The following is a 17,035-nucleotide window of genomic DNA, read 5'->3' on the forward strand; positions in this document are numbered from 1 at the left end:
AAAATCAGCGGGCGTTGTCCGCTTTCACTTTATTGAGCAGCTGGTCCAGCGCGGAGCGGTCCAGCAGACGGCCTTTCGTGACTACGGCATTTATTTTTTCTGTATTGTGAATGTCTTCCAGCGGGTTGGCACGAAGCAGCAGGATGTCCGCTTTTTTACCGGCGGCAAGCGCTCCATAGCCTTGCTGATGCAGGAACAGGGGAGAGTTGATCACAGAAGCCTGCAACGCCTGTAACGGTGTAAGCCCGAAATGTACCATCAGTGCCAGTTCCCGGTGAAGCCCGATGCCGGGATAGTCGAAGGAGTTCAGGTAACCTGCATCGGTACCGGCCATGATCATGACGCCTGCTTTTTGCAGCAATGGCAGAATAGCGGATTCTTTTTCGTATAGTTCTTTTCGGTAGGCGATAGCGGCGCTGTCGTCTTTCATTACTCTCTTTACCCTCATCTCATATGTTTTCTGTAATCCTTTGCCGATATAGGCCAGGTAAGGGTCGTGGGCATGATCGTCCTGGTCAAAATAAGCCAGGACCTGTCCGAGTGAAAGGGTAGGCGTAACCGCCGTGCCTTTTGCTGCCATGTGGCGATAGGCCTTCAGCGCGGCGGTGGTATCAAAATGGGCCAGTATGTACCGGTTAATATCGCGGCCTTTGATGTCGCCATTGGCGATGCTGCGAGAAAGGGCGGCTTCGTCTTTTACGCCAGCTTTCCAGACGTATGACAGGTGTTCCACAGAACTAAGGCCTGCGTCGGTCACCTGTTGCAGCGTCAGCGTATATGGCACATGCCCGGAAATGATCATGCCACGTTGACGGGCTGCTTTCACGGCTTCCAGGTAGAGTTCCGGTTTAATGGTATTATCGGTGATTTTTACGAAATCTACGTGCATACGTTGAAGTGAGTCCAGCGCATGGTCCAGTTCTGCGGTGGTGTCTATTTCAATATCGCCGAGCCATACGGATTTATATCCTTCCAGTTTGGGGCCGGACGTAAAAATAGTCGGCCCCTGCAATGATCCCTTGTTTACTTCGTCACGCCATTTTAATACCTGTGCGCTGATATCTGCGGAGCAGTCGCGGACAGCGGTGATGCCATGTGCGAGATACAGCGGCAGGAAGTTTTTGTTTTCATCTGCAAGGGTATCGCCGCCGCCGAAGTGCATGTGGTTGTCCCACAGGCCGGGCATAGCGTATTGGTTGCCGCCGTCGAAAGTCTGTGTGGCCTTGTATTGCCGTGCGCGTTGCAGGGAGGTAACGGCCAGAATAGTGTCATGCCGTATGACGATGGCCTGGTCCGGTGTGATTTTTCCGGTTTTGATATCGATCACTTTTACGGGGGAGATGACCAGGTCCGCGGGTTGTTGTGCGGAGACCGTCATCACGCCGAGTAATGAGAGAGCTGTTAAGATATTTTTTTTCATGAGGATGTATTATTCCGTTGTTGAAAATTCAGTAAAAACGCGGCGAGTACGAAGGCGCCACCGAGGGTACAGACGCCGGTCCACTGCCAGTGGCTCCATACCTGCGCGCCCAGCAGTGAGCCGAGGGCGCCACCTGAGAAGGCGCTGGTCATGTACACGGTGTTAAGCCTGCTGCGTGCTTCGGGAAGCAGTGCAAACACTTTGGACTGGTTGGAGATATGCGTTACCTGTTGACCGATATCCAGCAGGACAACGCCGATGATAAGCCCTGTGAGTGAGGCGGCGGAGAAGCCCATGATCACGAAAGAGGCCAGCATGGCCAGTACGCCGATACGCAGGGTGAACTGCGGCCCTCTGCTGTCGGCAGACTTGCCGGCGGCCGGTGCCGCCAGTGCGCCACAGGCGCCGATCAGGCCGAAGAGGCCTACCATATCGCTTTTATAAAAGAAAGGAGCACCTTCCAACAAAAATACCAGCGTAGTCCAGAACACACTGAAAGCACCGAATGTCAGGAAGCTGGTCAGCGCTGCATGCCGTAACGGCGGATAGGTCTTTATCAGTGACACCAGTGATTTCATCAGGCTGCCGTAGCTGCCAGTGAAGGTAGGCGGATCAGCAGGCAACAGGCGATAAAGCACCATCAGTAGAAGTGCCATCATGCCGCCTCCCAGCAGGAATACCGCGCGCCAGCCTAAATGGGCGCCGATGATACCACTGAGGGTGCGGGACAACAAGATACCGATCAGCAGTCCGCTCATCACTTTACCGACAATTCTGCCGCGGGCTTCATCCGGTGCCAGCGTGGCGGCCATGGGCAGCAACAGCTGCGGCACGGCAGAGAAGAAGCCGATGAACAGGCTGGCGGCCACCATCATATAATAGTTCATGGACGCTGCCGCTACCCACATACAAAGCGTGGCGCCGGCAAGTTTCCATAATATCAGTTTACGTCTTTCTGTTTTATCACCCAGCGGTACGATCAACAGTAACCCCAGCGTATATCCCACCTGTGTAATGGTGGCAATCACGCTTACTTTGCTGTCGCTGACACCGAAGGTGTCTGCCATCATCAGCAACAGCGGCTGATTGTAATAGATGTTGGCTACCACCATTCCGCAGGTGACGGCCATCAGTATTACAAGTGTGTTTGATATCCGGCTGCCTTTCCTTTCGACAGGCAGTGTTATCATATTTTCCATACAATTATTCCTTTACTGCAAAAGTAAAATTGATGAAAAGGGTAAAATGGCACTCATTATTGAATGAAGGGTACTTTTTATAGATGTCCGGCCTGCCGGCGGAAGTCTAACGGCGTTTGCGAGGTATACTTCCTGAAAAAGCGGGAGAAGTAGGAGGTGTCGTTGAAGCCGAGGGAGAAGGCGATTTCCTTGACGTCCATATCCGTCAGGATGAGTAGGCGCTTGGCTTCCAGCAGTAACCTTTCCCGGATATATTCACCGGCGGTGATGCCGGACTCCCTGCGGCAGACGGTGTTGAGATAACTGGGGGTGACATGCAGCTTAGCGGCATAGTAGCTCACTTCGCTGTGTTGCGCATATTGTTTTTCCAGCAGCTGCAGGAAACGGTTGATGAGCCGATTGCCGGCAGCTGCTGTTTCGGAAGGATAGGCGACAGCATACCAGCGCTGTAACAGCAACAGGATAATTTGCAGCCGGTGTTGCGTGATATTGGCGGCTGTTTCTTTCATCATCAGCTGCAATTCGGCATCGAGCTGGACGTATTGCTCCGGGCTTAACTTCAGCGAGGGATGGGCGGAAGGTGTGAAAAACGGCCACATCGGCCCTTTCTGCAACATAAAATTTCCGGAGAACATCACCTGGTAACCGGTGGTGCTGGCGGAAAGGTCCCACTGGTGGGCCTGGCCGGGCGCCAGGAAAAAAACGGTACGGGGTGCTGCCTTATAATCCCTGAAATCGATCGTATGAGTGCCGCTGCCTTTGTGGCCGATGATCAGCAGCATAAAAAAATCATGTTTATGCGCTTCGTCTATCACGGGCATATTGATGGGAGCATGCACCAACAGTTTAAAATCCTCCTGCCGGTAGGGGAGATTGAAAATTTTCTCGATGCCCAATGTCTTTAGCCCGGTGGTCGCCATGATGATTTGCTGGTTACAGGATAAATGAATTAATCCGACAGAGATGATATCAGGATGATGATAAAATTATGGTAATCACCGGCAATTTACTGTTTATCTTTGTGTCCTGATATAAAAGCAATGATGGAGTACGCAGCGCCTTTCCTTTTACGCAATCGTCATATGCAGACCATCTATCCTTCCCTCTTCCGGAAGGTGAGGCCGGCGGCCTATCAGCGGCGCCGTATCACTACGCCTGACGGCGATTTCCTGGACCTGGATTTCAGCGAACAGGGGGCGGACAGGGTGGTGGTGATTTTGCATGGTCTCGAAGGCAACGCCTCCCGGAAATATGTGCTGGGGATGGTGCATATTTTTAATGAAGCAGGTTTTGATACAGTGTCCATGAATTTCCGGGGATGCAGCGGGGAACCCAACAAACTGCTGCGGTTTTATCACAGTGGAGAAACGGACGATCTGCATACCGTGATACAATACCTGGTGTCGCTGGGAAAGTATAAGGCTGTTCACCTGGTGGGTTTTTCCCTGGGAGGCAATGTCACGCTGAAATACATCGGTGAACGGGGAAGTGGCATCCTGCCGGTGATCCGGTCTGCGGTGGCTATTTCGGTGCCGGTTGACCTGAAAGGCAGTTCCGCTGAACTGGAAAAAAAACATAACATCGTTTACATGCAGCGGTTCATTCGTAACCTGAAAGAAAAGCTGGAGCTGAAAAAGCAACAATATCCCGATGGCATCAGCCTCGAGGGTTTTGAGCAGATCCGTAGCTTCCGGCAGTTCGATGACCGCTATACCGGGCCTATGCACGGTTTTCGTAATGCCCTTGAATACTGGGAACAGTGTAGTTCCCTGCGGGTGTTGCAGCAGATCAGTATTCCTACGCTGTTAGTCAATGCGAAAGACGATCCTTTCCTCAGCCCTGCCTGTTACCCCTACGAAATAGCGCGTCAAAGCGATACTTTTTTCCTGGAAACACCGTTTAATGGAGGCCACGTAGGCTTCGTGACTTTTAATGAGCCCTACTACTGGTCAGAACAAAGGGCGCTCGCCTTTATCCGGGAACATGCTTAACACCGCGGAGAAAGAAATGCGCCGGCAGGTGTTTATTTTTTATTATTTTGATGTTAATGGCCACCAACAGTAGTGATCTGATACGGGCGTTGTTTGACGAACAACGGAACGGTACCCTCTCCGAATCTGCCGCACAGCAGCTGAAACAGTTGCTGGACAGTGATCCGCTTGCCCGTGAAACATGGGACGCGTTGCACCAGGAGGCAGCACGGCAGACAGTTCCTCCAGCGCCGCCACGCCGCCTTTCAGGCCAGTGGTTTGTGTGGGCTGCTGCCGCTTTGCTGTTGATGGTGGCCGCCGGCAGCTTTTTCATTTATCATACCCATCAGCATGACAGCATATTTCCTGCACGGACGCGTGACTTTGTGCCGGTGAAAAATGCGGTGCAACTGCTGGTGCCGGGCCGTGCTTCGCTGGCACTCACCGGCGACAGCGCCTTTCAGATATGGCAGGTGGGACAGGTACAGCTGCGCAACGATTCTACCGGACTGCATTACGGCGGTAACGCCAAAGGTTATGCCCTCAATACCCTGCTGATACCACCCGGAGCGGATTACCGCATCACGCTGTCAGACGGAACGGAAGTATGGCTCAATTGCGCTTCCAAACTGCGTTTCCCTTTCAGTTTTCCCGACCATAAACGCGAGGTGTACCTCGAAGGGGAGGCCTGGTTTAAAGTAGCGCCTAATACACAACAACCTTTTGAAGTGCATACACCCAACACCTCCATCGTGGTAACGGGAACAGCTTTTAATGTGAACGCCTACGATGATGAACGGGTAAGGGTATCACTGGTACAGGGCGCCGTGACTGTCCAGGGAGCATCTGATGAGGCCGTGACGCTGAAGCCGGGCATGGAATGTGTTTATGGCGATTACAATGGCATCCGCACCGCGCCCTTTGATACTACTACTATCCGCGGATGGATGAAAGGAGAAGGATATGCTATCCGCAACCAGAAGCTACGTGACCTGAAGCCTATTCTGGACCGCTGGTTTGCCGTACAGGTGATCTTCGATGCTCCCGAAATGGCGCATGTTGAAGTGACCGGCCCGCTGGAAAAAAATAAGCTGCCGGCCTTCCTGCGGGCAGTCGAAGCTTCGGGGCATGTCAGCTATTATTTCCTGGGTAACGAGTTGCATTTCACACAACCGTAAATTAGTGTAACGATTTATTAACGGGGAAGAGATCGAAAAAATTTAGAAAAGTTGACTATCACTGGTTGGTGCTTCTGTTGTTGAACTCAAAGTTGTACCATTGAGCTTTGTATGCTATTAAATCTTGTAGCAAATTCCACCATCTATAGTGTCCTGAATATTTTTTAAATAGCAGTAATGTTTCTGCTTACGCCTTCATTGTGTGCAATTACCTGTTCAATTACACTCCAATCCGTGCCATTACCACTGTGATATTTACTATTTGTTGTTTTGGGTATAATTGGGTATTTTTATGGGTATAATTGGGTATTTTTATGGGTCTCGATCATGCTGTCTCAAAAATTCTTATCACTCCTGAGATTTTATCACTTATTGCTGAAATTGATGAGTTTAAAGGGGCTTGGCAAGCCCTGGGGCAACTCGCTCCGGATCGCCTTTATAGTTTGAAACGGGTTGCGACGATTGAAAGTATTGGTTCTTCAACTCGTATTGAAGGTGCTAAACTAACAGATAAGGAGGTTGAAATCCTAATGAGCAATCTTTCAATTCAACAATTTGGCTCACGCGATGAAGAAGAAGTGGCAGGTTATGCAGCCGTTATGAATATGATCTTTGAAAGCGCTGGTGACATTACGCCAACGGAAAGCCATATTAAACAACTTCATCGCGATCTCTTAAAGTATAGCCGTAAAGATGAGTGGCATCGGGGCAATTATAAAAAATCTACCAATCACGTAGAGGCATTCGATCCAAATGGTAAAAGTTTAGGAGTAATATTTGAAACTGCAACCCCTTTTGATACCCCATTGAAAATGGAGGAGCTTGTTGACTGGACAATAAAAGCTTTTGAGAATAAAGAACTTCATCCTTTATTAATTATTTCTGTTTTCACTGTTGTATTTCTCGCTATTCACCCCTTTCAGGATGGGAACGGCCGGCTAAGTCGTATTCTGACTACGTTATTGTTATTGAGGGCCGGTTACGCTTATGTTCCATTTAGTTCATTAGAAGCCGTTATTGAGCAAAGCAAAGATGCATATTATCTTTCACTAAGGAAGACTCAAAGTTCATTAAAGACGGATACTCCAGATTGGATGCCCTGGTTATCATTTTTTCTTCACGCTTTGCAGCAACAAAAAAATCGCTTGAAAGTAAAAGTAGAACGTGAGAAATTGCTACTAGGACAATTACCCATCCTGTCTTTGAAAATATTGGAACTGGTAAAATCCCAGGGAAGACTATCAATCGGCGAAATTGTAGTATTGACGAATGCTAATCGTAACACAGTAAAACGGCATCTGGAAAACCTTGTTGATGGCAAACACCTTCAAAAACATGGGGTAGGACGTGGATCATGGTACTCAGTTTAGCCTTTTTGAGCCTTTCACCACACCCGCATATTTGAAAAATATTCCTTCCTGATTTTATTATCTTTCTGCTCTGGACCAATTGATCTCCTATGGGACTTGCACGCAGAAAATTCCTGCAGAATATCGGGCTGGCCATGGCCGGCACTATGCTGATAAAGATACCCGCATTGGGCCGGGCGGTTGCACCAGATGGCAGCCTGTTGCTGGCAAAGCAGCCGGACACGGCATGGCTGGCGTCTTTGTATGACCGTGGCCAAACCACTACTTACCTGAAAAGCAGGAACGAATTGCAATACATCGGTATGCCGGTGGGCGGTATTCTTTGCGGTACGGTATATCTTGGTGGTGACGGCCGTTTGTGGCTGTGGGATATTTTCAACAGGAACCAGGAAGGCATCGAGCCTAAAGAAGTGGATTGGAAAGAGGCGGTGCTCGGGCAGGCGAAAAAAGTCCGTTCCCGGGATGGCGCCTGTTACATTCAGCCTTCCAAAGATATCCGTCCACTGGACCAGGGCATGGCGCTGAAGCTCACCATCGGAAAAGAAACCATAATCCGGCCGCTGGACGAAGCCAGCTGGCCGGAGATAGCTTTTGAAGCCACTTATCCGATAGCGACCATCCGTTACACAGATCCTGCGCTACCGGTGGAACTAACGCTGGAAGCATTTTCTCCTTTTATACCATTGCAGGAAGATGATTCCGGCTTGCCGGTCACACTGCTTTCCTTTCATATCCGGAATAAAGGCAAAGTGCCGGTGGAGGCCACTCTGCTGGGATGGCTGGAGAACAAGGCAGCCATATATAATGCGGAAGACAAGCTGCATGAGCGTATTAACACCGCTACCGGTGGCAAAGGCTGGAAAGGCGTATTGTCTGCCGTACGGGCCAAAGATGCTGCCGGTGCGGCATTGCTGCAAAGCCCTGATTATGGTAACCTCTGCCTGGCCGCACTTGATCCAAAAGCGAATATCACTACACAACTGGAATTACCGTTGACCGCAGCTTCGTTTAGCCAGTCCCGTGATAAGGCCGCCGTACACGGCATCAACGAAAAACTGACAGCCGGCGTAACGGTAAAATATCGCCTGCTACCGGGAAAGGATATACGTACTGACTTTGCCATCGGCTGGTACTTTCCGAACCTTTCGTTTAAAGACATACAGGGCAAAGGCCGGTATTATGCCAATCACTTTTCCGACGCTGCGGCGGTAGTAAACTATGTACGGGAGCATCATGCCCGGCTGACCGGCGACAGCCGCCTCTGGAAAAACACCTGGTACGACGCGTCGCTGCCTTGGTGGCTGATGGAGCGCACCTTTATGAATATCTCCACGCTCGCCACCACTACCGCGCACCGCTTTCAATCGGGCCGTTTCTATGCCTGGGAGGGCGTAGGCTCCTGCGAAGGCACGTGTACGCATGTATGGCAATATGCACAGGCAGTAGGGAGGATATTCCCTGCGCTGGAGCGGGACACGCGGCAGCGGGTGGACCTGGGCATCGGCATGCAGCCCGATGGCGGCATCCTTTTCCGCGGAGAAGCGGAGAAACGCCCGGCTATCGACGGACAGGCAGGCACCGTGCTGCGTATTTACCGGGAACATCAAATGACGACTGATGATCGTTTTTTGCGGCAAAACTGGCCGCAGATAAAAAAGGCCACGCAGTTTATCATCCGGCAGGACCGGAATGGCGACGGCCTGGAAGACACGCCCATGGAGAATACGCTGGATGCCATATGGGACGGGGAAATAGCCTGGATAGCCGGACTGTGCATTGCGGCGGTGCAGGCGGCCGCCCTCATGGCCGCCGAAGCGGGCGATACTGCTTTTGCCGCCACCTGTAAAGACTATGTGGAAAAAGGCCGCCGGAATATGGAATCACAGTTGTACAACGGAGAATACTTTATTCATCAGCCGGACAAGGTGAAGGGCCGTTCTGTTATCGGCAGCTACAATACCTGTCACATTGACCAGGTGTATGGCCAGAGCTGGGCGTTCCAGGTAGGTATGGAGAGGATACTGGACAAAGAAAAAACCTTGTCTGCCCTGCGTGCTTTGTGGAAATATAATTTTATGGAAGATGTAGGCCCGTACCTGGCCACCCATCCGGGCGGCCGTCCTTATGCCCTGCCGGGCGAAGGGGGCATGATCATGAATACGAATCCATATAAGGAAGAATATCCTTTCGGCGTGAAAGACGCGTGGCAGCTGGGATATTTCAATGAATGCATGAGCGGCTTTGAGCACCAGGTAGCTTCGCATATGATGGCCGAAGGCATGACCACCGAAGCGCTGAAGCTCACCAAAGCGGTACATGACCGTTACCATGCGGCCAAACGCAATCCGTTCAATGAAATTGAGTGCAGCGACCACTATGCCCGCGCCATGGCCAGTTACGGTACGTTTATCACTGCCTGCGGATTTGCCTATCATGGCCCGCATCAGTACATCCGCTTTGCGCCTGCGTTGCAAAAGGAGCAATTCAAAGCGCCTTTTGTTACGGCTGAAGGCTGGGGCACCTTTACGCAGCAACAACAGCATGGCCGTGGAGAATACCGGCTGGCACTGAAATACGGGAGACTGTCATTGCTGACCTGTTGTTTTGAACAGGCCAGGCCGGCCACGGTAGCGGTAAAAGCCGGTGCGCGGCAGTTGCCTGCTACGTTCACACACGAGAACGGCCGCGTGACCGTTACGTTGCAACAGCCGGTAACCCTGCATGCAGGGGAAACATTGCAGGTAACTATGATTTCGTAGTTTTGCGCTTTCGTTAAAACTTTTATCAATGGAACCTCTGAAACTATATATGTTATTGCTGGGCTGTACAACGCCCGGCCGTCATACGGAACAACACGACGTTTTTTTCGGCATCGCGCATAAGCTAAGCGACCTGGTGCCAGCCATGAAAGCCTTCTGGCCCGAAGCCGGCGATAAATTGCATATTGATGCCTGGCGCGAAGTGACCAGCGTTGGCAACTATCATATTACGGTAGTGCCCCGCGAGGAAGTGGTAGATAACCCGGAACAGCTGTATTTCCTGAACCTTGGCGGATATAAGCCGGGAGAAATGGAAGAGTATCATTATAAAATGCTCAGTGTAAGCAAAGATATCGGCGCCGCTATCCGGGAAGCAAAAGAAACCGCTTTTTATAAACACGCCGGTTTTTCTTCCGATGCTTCCCCTGCAGCCACCTCTCATGTTGATGATAAATATGGAGTGGATGTAGATGATATCATTCCGGTAAAAGATATCTTACCAGGACCGGTGAGAACATTGTATCAGCTGAAAGTTACGCAGGTAGCAGAACCTGTACCGGAAGACGAACTGCATTTGGGTTATTTCCAGCTTCACAAAATATAATTACGAATTACGAATTACGAATTACGAATTACGAATTGTAAGTTTACTTACAGAACGATTACTAATAAGCGTTCAGTTATAAACGGCTACAATTCGTAATTCGTAATTTGTAATTCGTAATTCCTTCAGGGGTTTTCTTCATCAATTTCTTCCTGTGAATGCTCATCGAGGTCTTCGTCGAATTCGAGTTCTTCCTGGTCTTCCTGGTCCACCTGGCTCGGCGAGTTGGGCTGTACAACTCCATAGTTGCTGGTTTCTTCTGTCTGATGGAATTCACCGGTCTCTTCCCGTTCGCTATGATGTTCGTTATTATCGGGCTGACCAGCAGGTTTACGTTCTTTTGCCATAGCACATGATTTTACCAAAACGGTCACAAAGACTACGCCATAGGGATGAACGGTAAATCATTTCTCCCGTTTTTTTAATACTTTTCCGGCCACAACCAACCATAAACCAACTGATGAAAAAAATTTTTCTCGTATGCGCTGCTATGGCAGGCATGACTCACCAGTATGCTCAAAAGACAGGAGTAACGATCAAAGGTAAAATACCGCCTGTTTTCAACAATGAGTATGTCTATCTGATGAAAGGCTCTACACCGCTGGATTCCGCTAAGGTGGAAAAAAGCGCTTTCTCGTTGTCCTACCCGTTGAAAGACACCCTTCAGGCAATGTTACGTGTCTCCAAAAAAGAAGACAGCAAGATCTACCGTGGGGTGAAGGTGCTGTATCTGGCACCTGGTGACAAAGTTACCCTGACTGTGAAAGATACTACAGGCGGCGGCAACCTGTTGGCGAAAAGTCTCGTTAAAGGAGCACTGATCAATGCACAGGAAGAGCAGTTGCAGGAACAACTGAAAGACGTAAGACGGCAAATCGATTCCGCCCGTAAGGAATACATGCAGTTGATGCAGTCGCCTGACGGCAAAACAGATACAGCCGGCATGATGGCTCGTGGCAGGCGTATGGACGTGCTGTTTGATAAGCAGGAAGAGATGGTGAATGCCTTTATCGACGCGCATCCGGACTATTATATCAGCCTGGCCAACTTCAGGGAAAACCTCGGCAGCCCTGTAAAAGATGTGGCTGCTGCTGAAAAACGTTTTGCGAAATTCAGCCCTGCATTGCGTCAATCGTCTTTAGGGCTGTCAGTTCAGAACCTGCTGAAGGCCTCTGCCAAACTGGGTATTAATCAACCAGCGCCTGATTTTGCGTCCACTACGCCGGATGGTAAAACGCTGAAACTGTCTGACCTGAAAGGCAAATATGTGCTGCTCGATTTCTGGGCCAGCTGGTGCGGCCCTTGCCGTGCGGAAAATCCTAATGTGGTAAAAGCTTTCCAGCAGTATAAAGACAAAAACTTTACGGTGCTGGGCGTATCCCTTGACCGTGAAGGACAGCATGATAAATGGACAGAAGCGATTGAAAAGGACGGCCTTGCATGGCATCATGTAAGTGACCTGAAATGGTGGAAAGCAGATGCTGCGGCGTTGTATATGATCCGTTCCATCCCACAGAATTTCCTGATAGACCCTAACGGAAAGATCATTGCTACCAACCTGCGTGGCGAAGCGCTGCAGCAGGAGCTGGCCAAATTGTTACAATAATAGATGATTATCGCTCCAGGATCGCGGTAACGCCCATGCCACCGGCGGTGCAGATAGACACCAGTGCCCTGCCTTCGCCGCGTTCCTGGAGTATTTTGGCCGTTTGTGCCACAATCCTTGCCCCAGTGGCAGCAAACGGATGACCGATGGCCACACTGCCCCCTTTGGTGTTCAGTTTACTGCGGTCTATCCTTCCCAATGGTGCGTCCAGCCCCAGTTTCTTACAGTAGGCGGCGTCCTCCCAGGCTTTGAGGGTACAGAGTACCTGCCCGCAGAATGCTTCATGAATTTCATACACATCAAAATCCTGTAAGCGCAGATTGTTGCGTTTCAGCAATCTTGCTACGGCGTACGTAGGCGCCATCAGTAGTCCTTCGCCATGTACATAGTCTACCGCGGCGGTCTCTCCGTCTGTCAGGTAGGCCAGCACTGGCCATTGTCTGCGCTGTGCATATTCTTCGGACGCCAGCAGCAAGGCGGCGGCGCCGTCGGTATAAATGGTGCTGTTGCCCGCGGTGAGCGTGCCTTTGCCGGTATGGTCAAAGGCAGGTTTCAGCGTAGCCAGTTTTTCGGGCGTGGTATCGGAGCGGACAATGGTATCACGGCTGACATTTTTAAAGGGGATGACCAGGCCTTCAAAGAAACCGGCCATATAGGCACGGGTAGCGTTCATATGGCTGGTATAGGCCAGTGCGTCCTGGTCCTGTCGGCTGATGCCCCATTCCTGTACCATCTTTTCTGTATGTTGTCCCATAGAGAGGCCGGTGCGCGGTTCCACGATGGAAGGGTAGAGCGGTGACAGTTCGCGGAAACGGACAGAGCTGAGTATCCGTAATCTTTCGCCCAGTGTTTTAGCGGCTCTGAGCGCGGTAAGTTTCCAGGAGAGTTGTTGTTGCAGCATCAGTGGCAGATCGCTGTTGGTGTCGCTGCCGCCGGCGATGCCGGTTTCTATCTGTCCGGCTGCGATGCGCAGGCCCAGCTGGATAGCGGCATCAAGGCTGGTGCCACAGGCGCGTTGCACGTTGTAGGCCGGCGTGTGTGGATCGAGGGCGGTGCCCAGCACACATTCACGGGCAAAGTTCCATTCGGTGGAACGGTTCAGCAGCGCGCCCAGCGCCACATCACCGATGCGGACGCCTTCCAGCTGATAGGTACTGACAAGGGAGTGCAGACAGGCCGTCAGCATTTCCTGGTTGGAAACCCGGTTATATTCCCGGAAGGATTTAACGAAAGGGATACGTTTCCCGCCGATAACAGCCACTTTTCTCATAAAAGCGCATTTACTTAAAGGTACTTAAAATGAAAGAAGCGACCATGCTGTTAAAGGCTGGTGACCTGGTTGGGCAGCGGCGCCCCTTCAAAAGCGGCCAGTATGTTTTTGGCGGCCATCACCGACATGGCATTGCGGGTTTCTACGGTGGCAGAGCCAATATGTGGCAATACCGCCACAGTAGGCATGTCCAGTAACGGATTGTCAGGCTGCATGGGTTCGGGATTGGTCACATCCAGCCCGGCGCCCCAGATAATGCCCTGCTGCAGTGCGGCAATGAGATCGGTTTCGTTGTGGATAGCGCCCCTGGCGGCGTTGATAAAAATAGCAGACGGCTTCATCTGTCTGAAAACATCTTTGTTGAACATACCGGTAGTTTCCGGTGTCAGCGCGGTATGAACAGAGAGCACATCACTTTGCGCCAGCAGTTCTTCAAAAGAAACCCTGACGGCGCCCAGCTCTTTTTCTGCGGCTTCGTTGCGGCCACGGTTATGATAGATCACTTTCATGCCAAATGCGGCGACGCAACGTTTGGCCATCACATGACCAATATTCCCCAGTCCCCAGATACCGAGCGTTTTCCCTTCCAGGTCAATACCCAGATTGGCCGTCGGTTCAGAGAAATTCCATTCGCCGCGCAGGATACGTTTGTAATGGAAAAATGCTTTGCGGGCCACGGACAACACCAGCAGGAAAGCGGTATCGGCAGTGGCGGCGCTTAATACGCCCGGTGTATTGGTCACGGGTATACGCAGTTCATTGGCGGCGGCTACGTCTACCTTATCATATCCAACAGATAATAATGCGATGATTTTCAGGTGACGGCATTGCTCCAGGAAAGCACGGTCTATGTGGTTGTCGCTGGCCAGCAGCAGCGCGTCGTACTGTTGACAGCGGGTAATCAGTTCTGCTGCGGAAAGCCCGCGCTTTTCGGTCCATTGGGTAACGGTAAGGCCTGCACGTTGTAATAGCTCCAGTCCGTCGGGGGGAATTACCCTTGTCGCAAATATTTTCATAACATTTATTGATTTTCTGTTGCCGTATTTTTTAGTCTTTTGCTCCATTTCCAGAGCTCAAACCACCATACAGATATCGCGCCAACGGCGGCACAGGTCAGCAAAGAGCGTATATCCAGCGCCGTGATACTGAAAAATCCAGCTACCGGCGGTATGTAAAGCATGGCGGCCAGCAATGCCAGCGTGATCAGGATAACGCCGACCATTAGCTTGTTATGGTTGCGCATACTGGCGATAAATGAATAATAGAAGGAGCGGTTGACCTGAGTGAGAAATACGTTGGCCAGCACAAGCGTGGTGAAGACCATGCTGCGGGTGTACACTTCATCATGTCCCTGTGACAGGCTGTACTGATAGATACCCAGCACGCCGGCGGTGATCACCAGTCCCTGCAGCAGGCTGACGGCCATCTCCTTGAAAGAGAGGAACGTTTGGCTGATAGGACGTGGCGGAAGCTGCATGGCATTGGGTTCCATGGGTTCGTTTTCATAGACGATGGAGCAGGTAGGTCCCATGATGAGTTCCAGGAAGATCACGTGTACCGGTGTGAAAATATTGGGGTATGCCCATCCGAGGAACAACGGTAATGATACGGTGAGGATGATGGGAATATGAATGGAGATAATGTATTGTACTGCTTTTTTGATATTGGTGTAGATCCTTCTGCCCATGGCCACGGCGTCTACCATGCCGGAGAGGTCGTCGTTGGCGAGGATCAGCGCTGCCGCCTGTTTGGCGATCTCAGTGCCTTTCTTTCCCATGGCGATGCCGATGTGGGCGGCTTTCAGGGCGGGGCCGTCGTTGACGCCGTCGCCGGTCATGGCCACCACCTGGTTGTCTGCTTTGAGCGCGTCGATAGCGGCCAGTTTGGCTTCGGGGAACATGCGGGTGAAGATGTTCACCCGTTGCAGGGTAGCCTGCATGTCAGGGAGAGATTGTTGCATCAGCGTTTCTCCGTCTATGGCTTCTTCCGCGTGCTGAAGTCCTGCCTGTGCGGCAATGGCTTTGGTGGTGGCGCTGTTGTCGCCGGTGATGATCTTGATATCGATGCCTGCCTGATAGAACTGCTGGAAGACCTGTCCGATATTGGCTTTTGGAGGATCGTAAAAAGCCACCAGCCCGATAAAGGAAAAGGGCAGGTCCTGTTGTTGGGCCGGATAATCTGTGCCGGTGAAGCCGGAGGTGGCCACTCCCAGTATACGGTAGCCTTTTTCTGCCAGTTGACTGAGCTGTTGTTGTACCTGGCTTTTTTCTGCCTCCGGCAGATGACAAACGCGGAGAATAGCTTCCGGCGCACCTTTGGCGGCGACGATCCGTTGGCCGTCGTTTGTTTCGAACACGTGGGTCATCATGGGTGGTTTGCCTTCCAGGGGGTATTCATGCACGATGCGGTACTGCGGGCGTTCATCCGTTTCCGTTGTCTGTGCGTACAACTGGTGCAACGTTTTCTCCATGGGGTCAAACGGTACGGGTTCGCTGGCCCACATGGCGGCGCGGATAACGGCGGCAGGCCACTGGCCGTTTTCATACAGCGTATGGTCGGCAGCGTTATACACCGATTGCAGGCTCATTCTGTTTTCCGTAATGGTGCCGGTTTTATCGGTACAGATAACGGTGGCGCTGCCCAGGGCTTCCACGGTACGTATCTTTTTGACGATAATGCCCAGCTGCATCAGCCGTCTGGAGCCGAGCGCCATAAAAGTGGTGAAGGCCACGGGTATCTCTTCCGGCAGGATAGACATGGCCAGGGTAAGGCCTTTCAGGAGGCTGCCGGTCAGGCTGCGGCTTTGTATGAAATTGTACAGCCATACCGCCAGGAACACACCGATTCCGACAATGGCCATCCATTTTACAAATTGTTCTATCTGCTGTTGCAGCGGCGTGGGCTCTTCCCGGATGTCCAGGATGGCCTTGCCCAGCTGTCCTATCTTTGTCTGTTCCCCGATCTGTTCCACCTGGCAGATGGCCAGGCCGGACACGACCACGGTGCCGCTGTATACATAGGGGTCGTCGCTGTCTGCTTCCTTAAATACAGCAAAGGCTTCCCCCGTCAGCGCGGATTCATTTACGGAGAAATCGTTGCTGTGCACAATCACGCCGTCGGCATTGACAGTATTGCCTTCCGAGATGACCAGCATGTCGCCGATAACAATATCAGCTGTGGAGATGGATTGCAGCGTGCCGTTACGGATCACTTTACTCAGGGGTTCATTCATTTTCTCCAGCGCTTCCAGTGCCTTACGGCTACGGCTATCCTGGTAAAAAGAAATGCCGGACACCAGGGCGATGGCAGCCAGCATAAAATAGGCTTCGCCCCATTCGCCTAACACAAAATAGATGGCCGTTACGGCTATCAGCAACATCAGCATGGGTTCCTGCAATATCTCCTTCAATAACGCCAGGACCGGGTTGATGGAAGGCTCCGGCGGAATATTACGGCCGTTCTCTTCTCTGGAAGCAGCTACTGCTGCATCATCCAGACCACGTATATTTTCAGGGAGATTTATTTTTGCTGCTGCCATACACCGGATTTTTTTGTTGATACTGCCGTTGAAAACCGCCACAGTTTGCATCAGGATGGGGAAATAATCGCAGGTCTAATATAATAAATAATAGCGGGGCAACAGGCAAAAGTGTTATCTT

Annotated in this window: 13 protein-coding genes; 6 read left to right on the plus strand and 7 right to left on the minus strand. The window is 51.3% G+C overall.

Features of this window, described 5'->3' with window-relative positions:
• Positions 1 to 4: 4 nt before the first annotated feature.
• The 3 genes from ACTJJS_RS06745 to ACTJJS_RS06755 form a co-directional block, all read right to left on the minus strand.
• Entirely contained in the window at positions 5 to 1,420 is a 1,416-nt protein-coding gene (locus ACTJJS_RS06745) for an amidohydrolase family protein (protein ID WP_440662971.1), read from the minus strand.
• On the minus strand, positions 1,417 to 2,619 hold the full coding sequence (locus ACTJJS_RS06750; RefSeq protein WP_440662972.1) for an MFS transporter: 1,203 nt from the start codon (positions 2,617 to 2,619) through the stop codon (positions 1,417 to 1,419). Before ACTJJS_RS06750 ends, ACTJJS_RS06745 begins: the two co-directional genes overlap by 4 nt.
• 77 nt (positions 2,620 to 2,696) lie before the next feature.
• A complete protein-coding gene (locus ACTJJS_RS06755; protein ID WP_440662973.1) occupies positions 2,697 to 3,539 on the minus strand; it encodes a helix-turn-helix domain-containing protein in 843 nt (280 codons plus the stop codon).
• Positions 3,540 to 3,659: 120 nt separating this feature from the next.
• On the opposite strand from ACTJJS_RS06755, the gene ACTJJS_RS06760 reads away from it, so the two are divergent.
• From ACTJJS_RS06760 to ACTJJS_RS06780, 5 genes are all read left to right on the plus strand, one after another.
• On the plus strand, positions 3,660 to 4,610 hold the full coding sequence (locus ACTJJS_RS06760) for a YheT family hydrolase (protein WP_440662974.1): 951 nt from the start codon (positions 3,660 to 3,662) through the stop codon (positions 4,608 to 4,610).
• Positions 4,611 to 4,666: 56 nt separating this feature from the next.
• Complete coding sequence (locus ACTJJS_RS06765; RefSeq protein WP_440662975.1) at positions 4,667 to 5,767, plus strand: FecR family protein; 1,101 nt, start codon at positions 4,667 to 4,669, stop codon at positions 5,765 to 5,767.
• 314 nt (positions 5,768 to 6,081) lie between these two features.
• Complete coding sequence (locus tag ACTJJS_RS06770) at positions 6,082 to 7,137, plus strand: Fic family protein (protein ID WP_440662976.1); 1,056 nt, start codon at positions 6,082 to 6,084, stop codon at positions 7,135 to 7,137.
• Positions 7,138 to 7,226: 89 nt separating this feature from the next.
• Complete coding sequence (locus ACTJJS_RS06775; RefSeq protein WP_440662977.1) at positions 7,227 to 9,896, plus strand: GH116 family glycosyl-hydrolase; 2,670 nt, start codon at positions 7,227 to 7,229, stop codon at positions 9,894 to 9,896.
• Between the two features lie 28 nt (positions 9,897 to 9,924).
• On the plus strand, positions 9,925 to 10,500 hold the full coding sequence (locus ACTJJS_RS06780) for a DUF1543 domain-containing protein (protein ID WP_440662978.1): 576 nt from the start codon (positions 9,925 to 9,927) through the stop codon (positions 10,498 to 10,500).
• 125 nt (positions 10,501 to 10,625) lie between these two features.
• Here the strand turns inward: ACTJJS_RS06780 and ACTJJS_RS06785 are convergent, their stop codons facing one another.
• Positions 10,626 to 10,847, minus strand: coding sequence for a hypothetical protein (locus ACTJJS_RS06785; RefSeq protein ID WP_440662979.1), 222 nt, complete (start codon positions 10,845 to 10,847; stop codon positions 10,626 to 10,628).
• A 113-nt stretch (positions 10,848 to 10,960) separates the two neighbouring features.
• Between ACTJJS_RS06785 and ACTJJS_RS06790 the strand changes: the two genes are divergently transcribed.
• Positions 10,961 to 12,106 (plus strand): redoxin domain-containing protein, encoded by a 1,146-nt coding sequence (locus ACTJJS_RS06790; RefSeq protein ID WP_440662980.1) that lies wholly within the window; start codon positions 10,961 to 10,963, stop codon positions 12,104 to 12,106.
• Positions 12,107 to 12,113: 7 nt separating this feature from the next.
• On the opposite strand, the gene ACTJJS_RS06795 is transcribed toward ACTJJS_RS06790, so the two are convergent.
• From ACTJJS_RS06795 to ACTJJS_RS06805, 3 genes are read right to left on the minus strand one after another with little or no spacing between them, the layout of a single operon-like run.
• Positions 12,114 to 13,376 (minus strand): acetyl-CoA C-acetyltransferase, encoded by a 1,263-nt coding sequence (locus ACTJJS_RS06795; protein WP_440662981.1) that lies wholly within the window; start codon positions 13,374 to 13,376, stop codon positions 12,114 to 12,116.
• 50 nt (positions 13,377 to 13,426) lie between these two features.
• Complete coding sequence (locus ACTJJS_RS06800; protein ID WP_440662982.1) at positions 13,427 to 14,392, minus strand: 2-hydroxyacid dehydrogenase; 966 nt, start codon at positions 14,390 to 14,392, stop codon at positions 13,427 to 13,429.
• A gap of 5 nt (positions 14,393 to 14,397) precedes the next feature.
• Positions 14,398 to 16,914, minus strand: coding sequence for a cation-translocating P-type ATPase (locus ACTJJS_RS06805; RefSeq protein WP_440662983.1), 2,517 nt, complete (start codon positions 16,912 to 16,914; stop codon positions 14,398 to 14,400).
• Between the last annotated feature and the right edge of the window lie 121 nt (positions 16,915 to 17,035).

Origin of the sequence: Chitinophaga sp. 22308 (assembly GCF_052045305.1) — a bacterium.
GTDB lineage: Bacteria > Bacteroidota > Bacteroidia > Chitinophagales > Chitinophagaceae > Chitinophaga > Chitinophaga varians_A.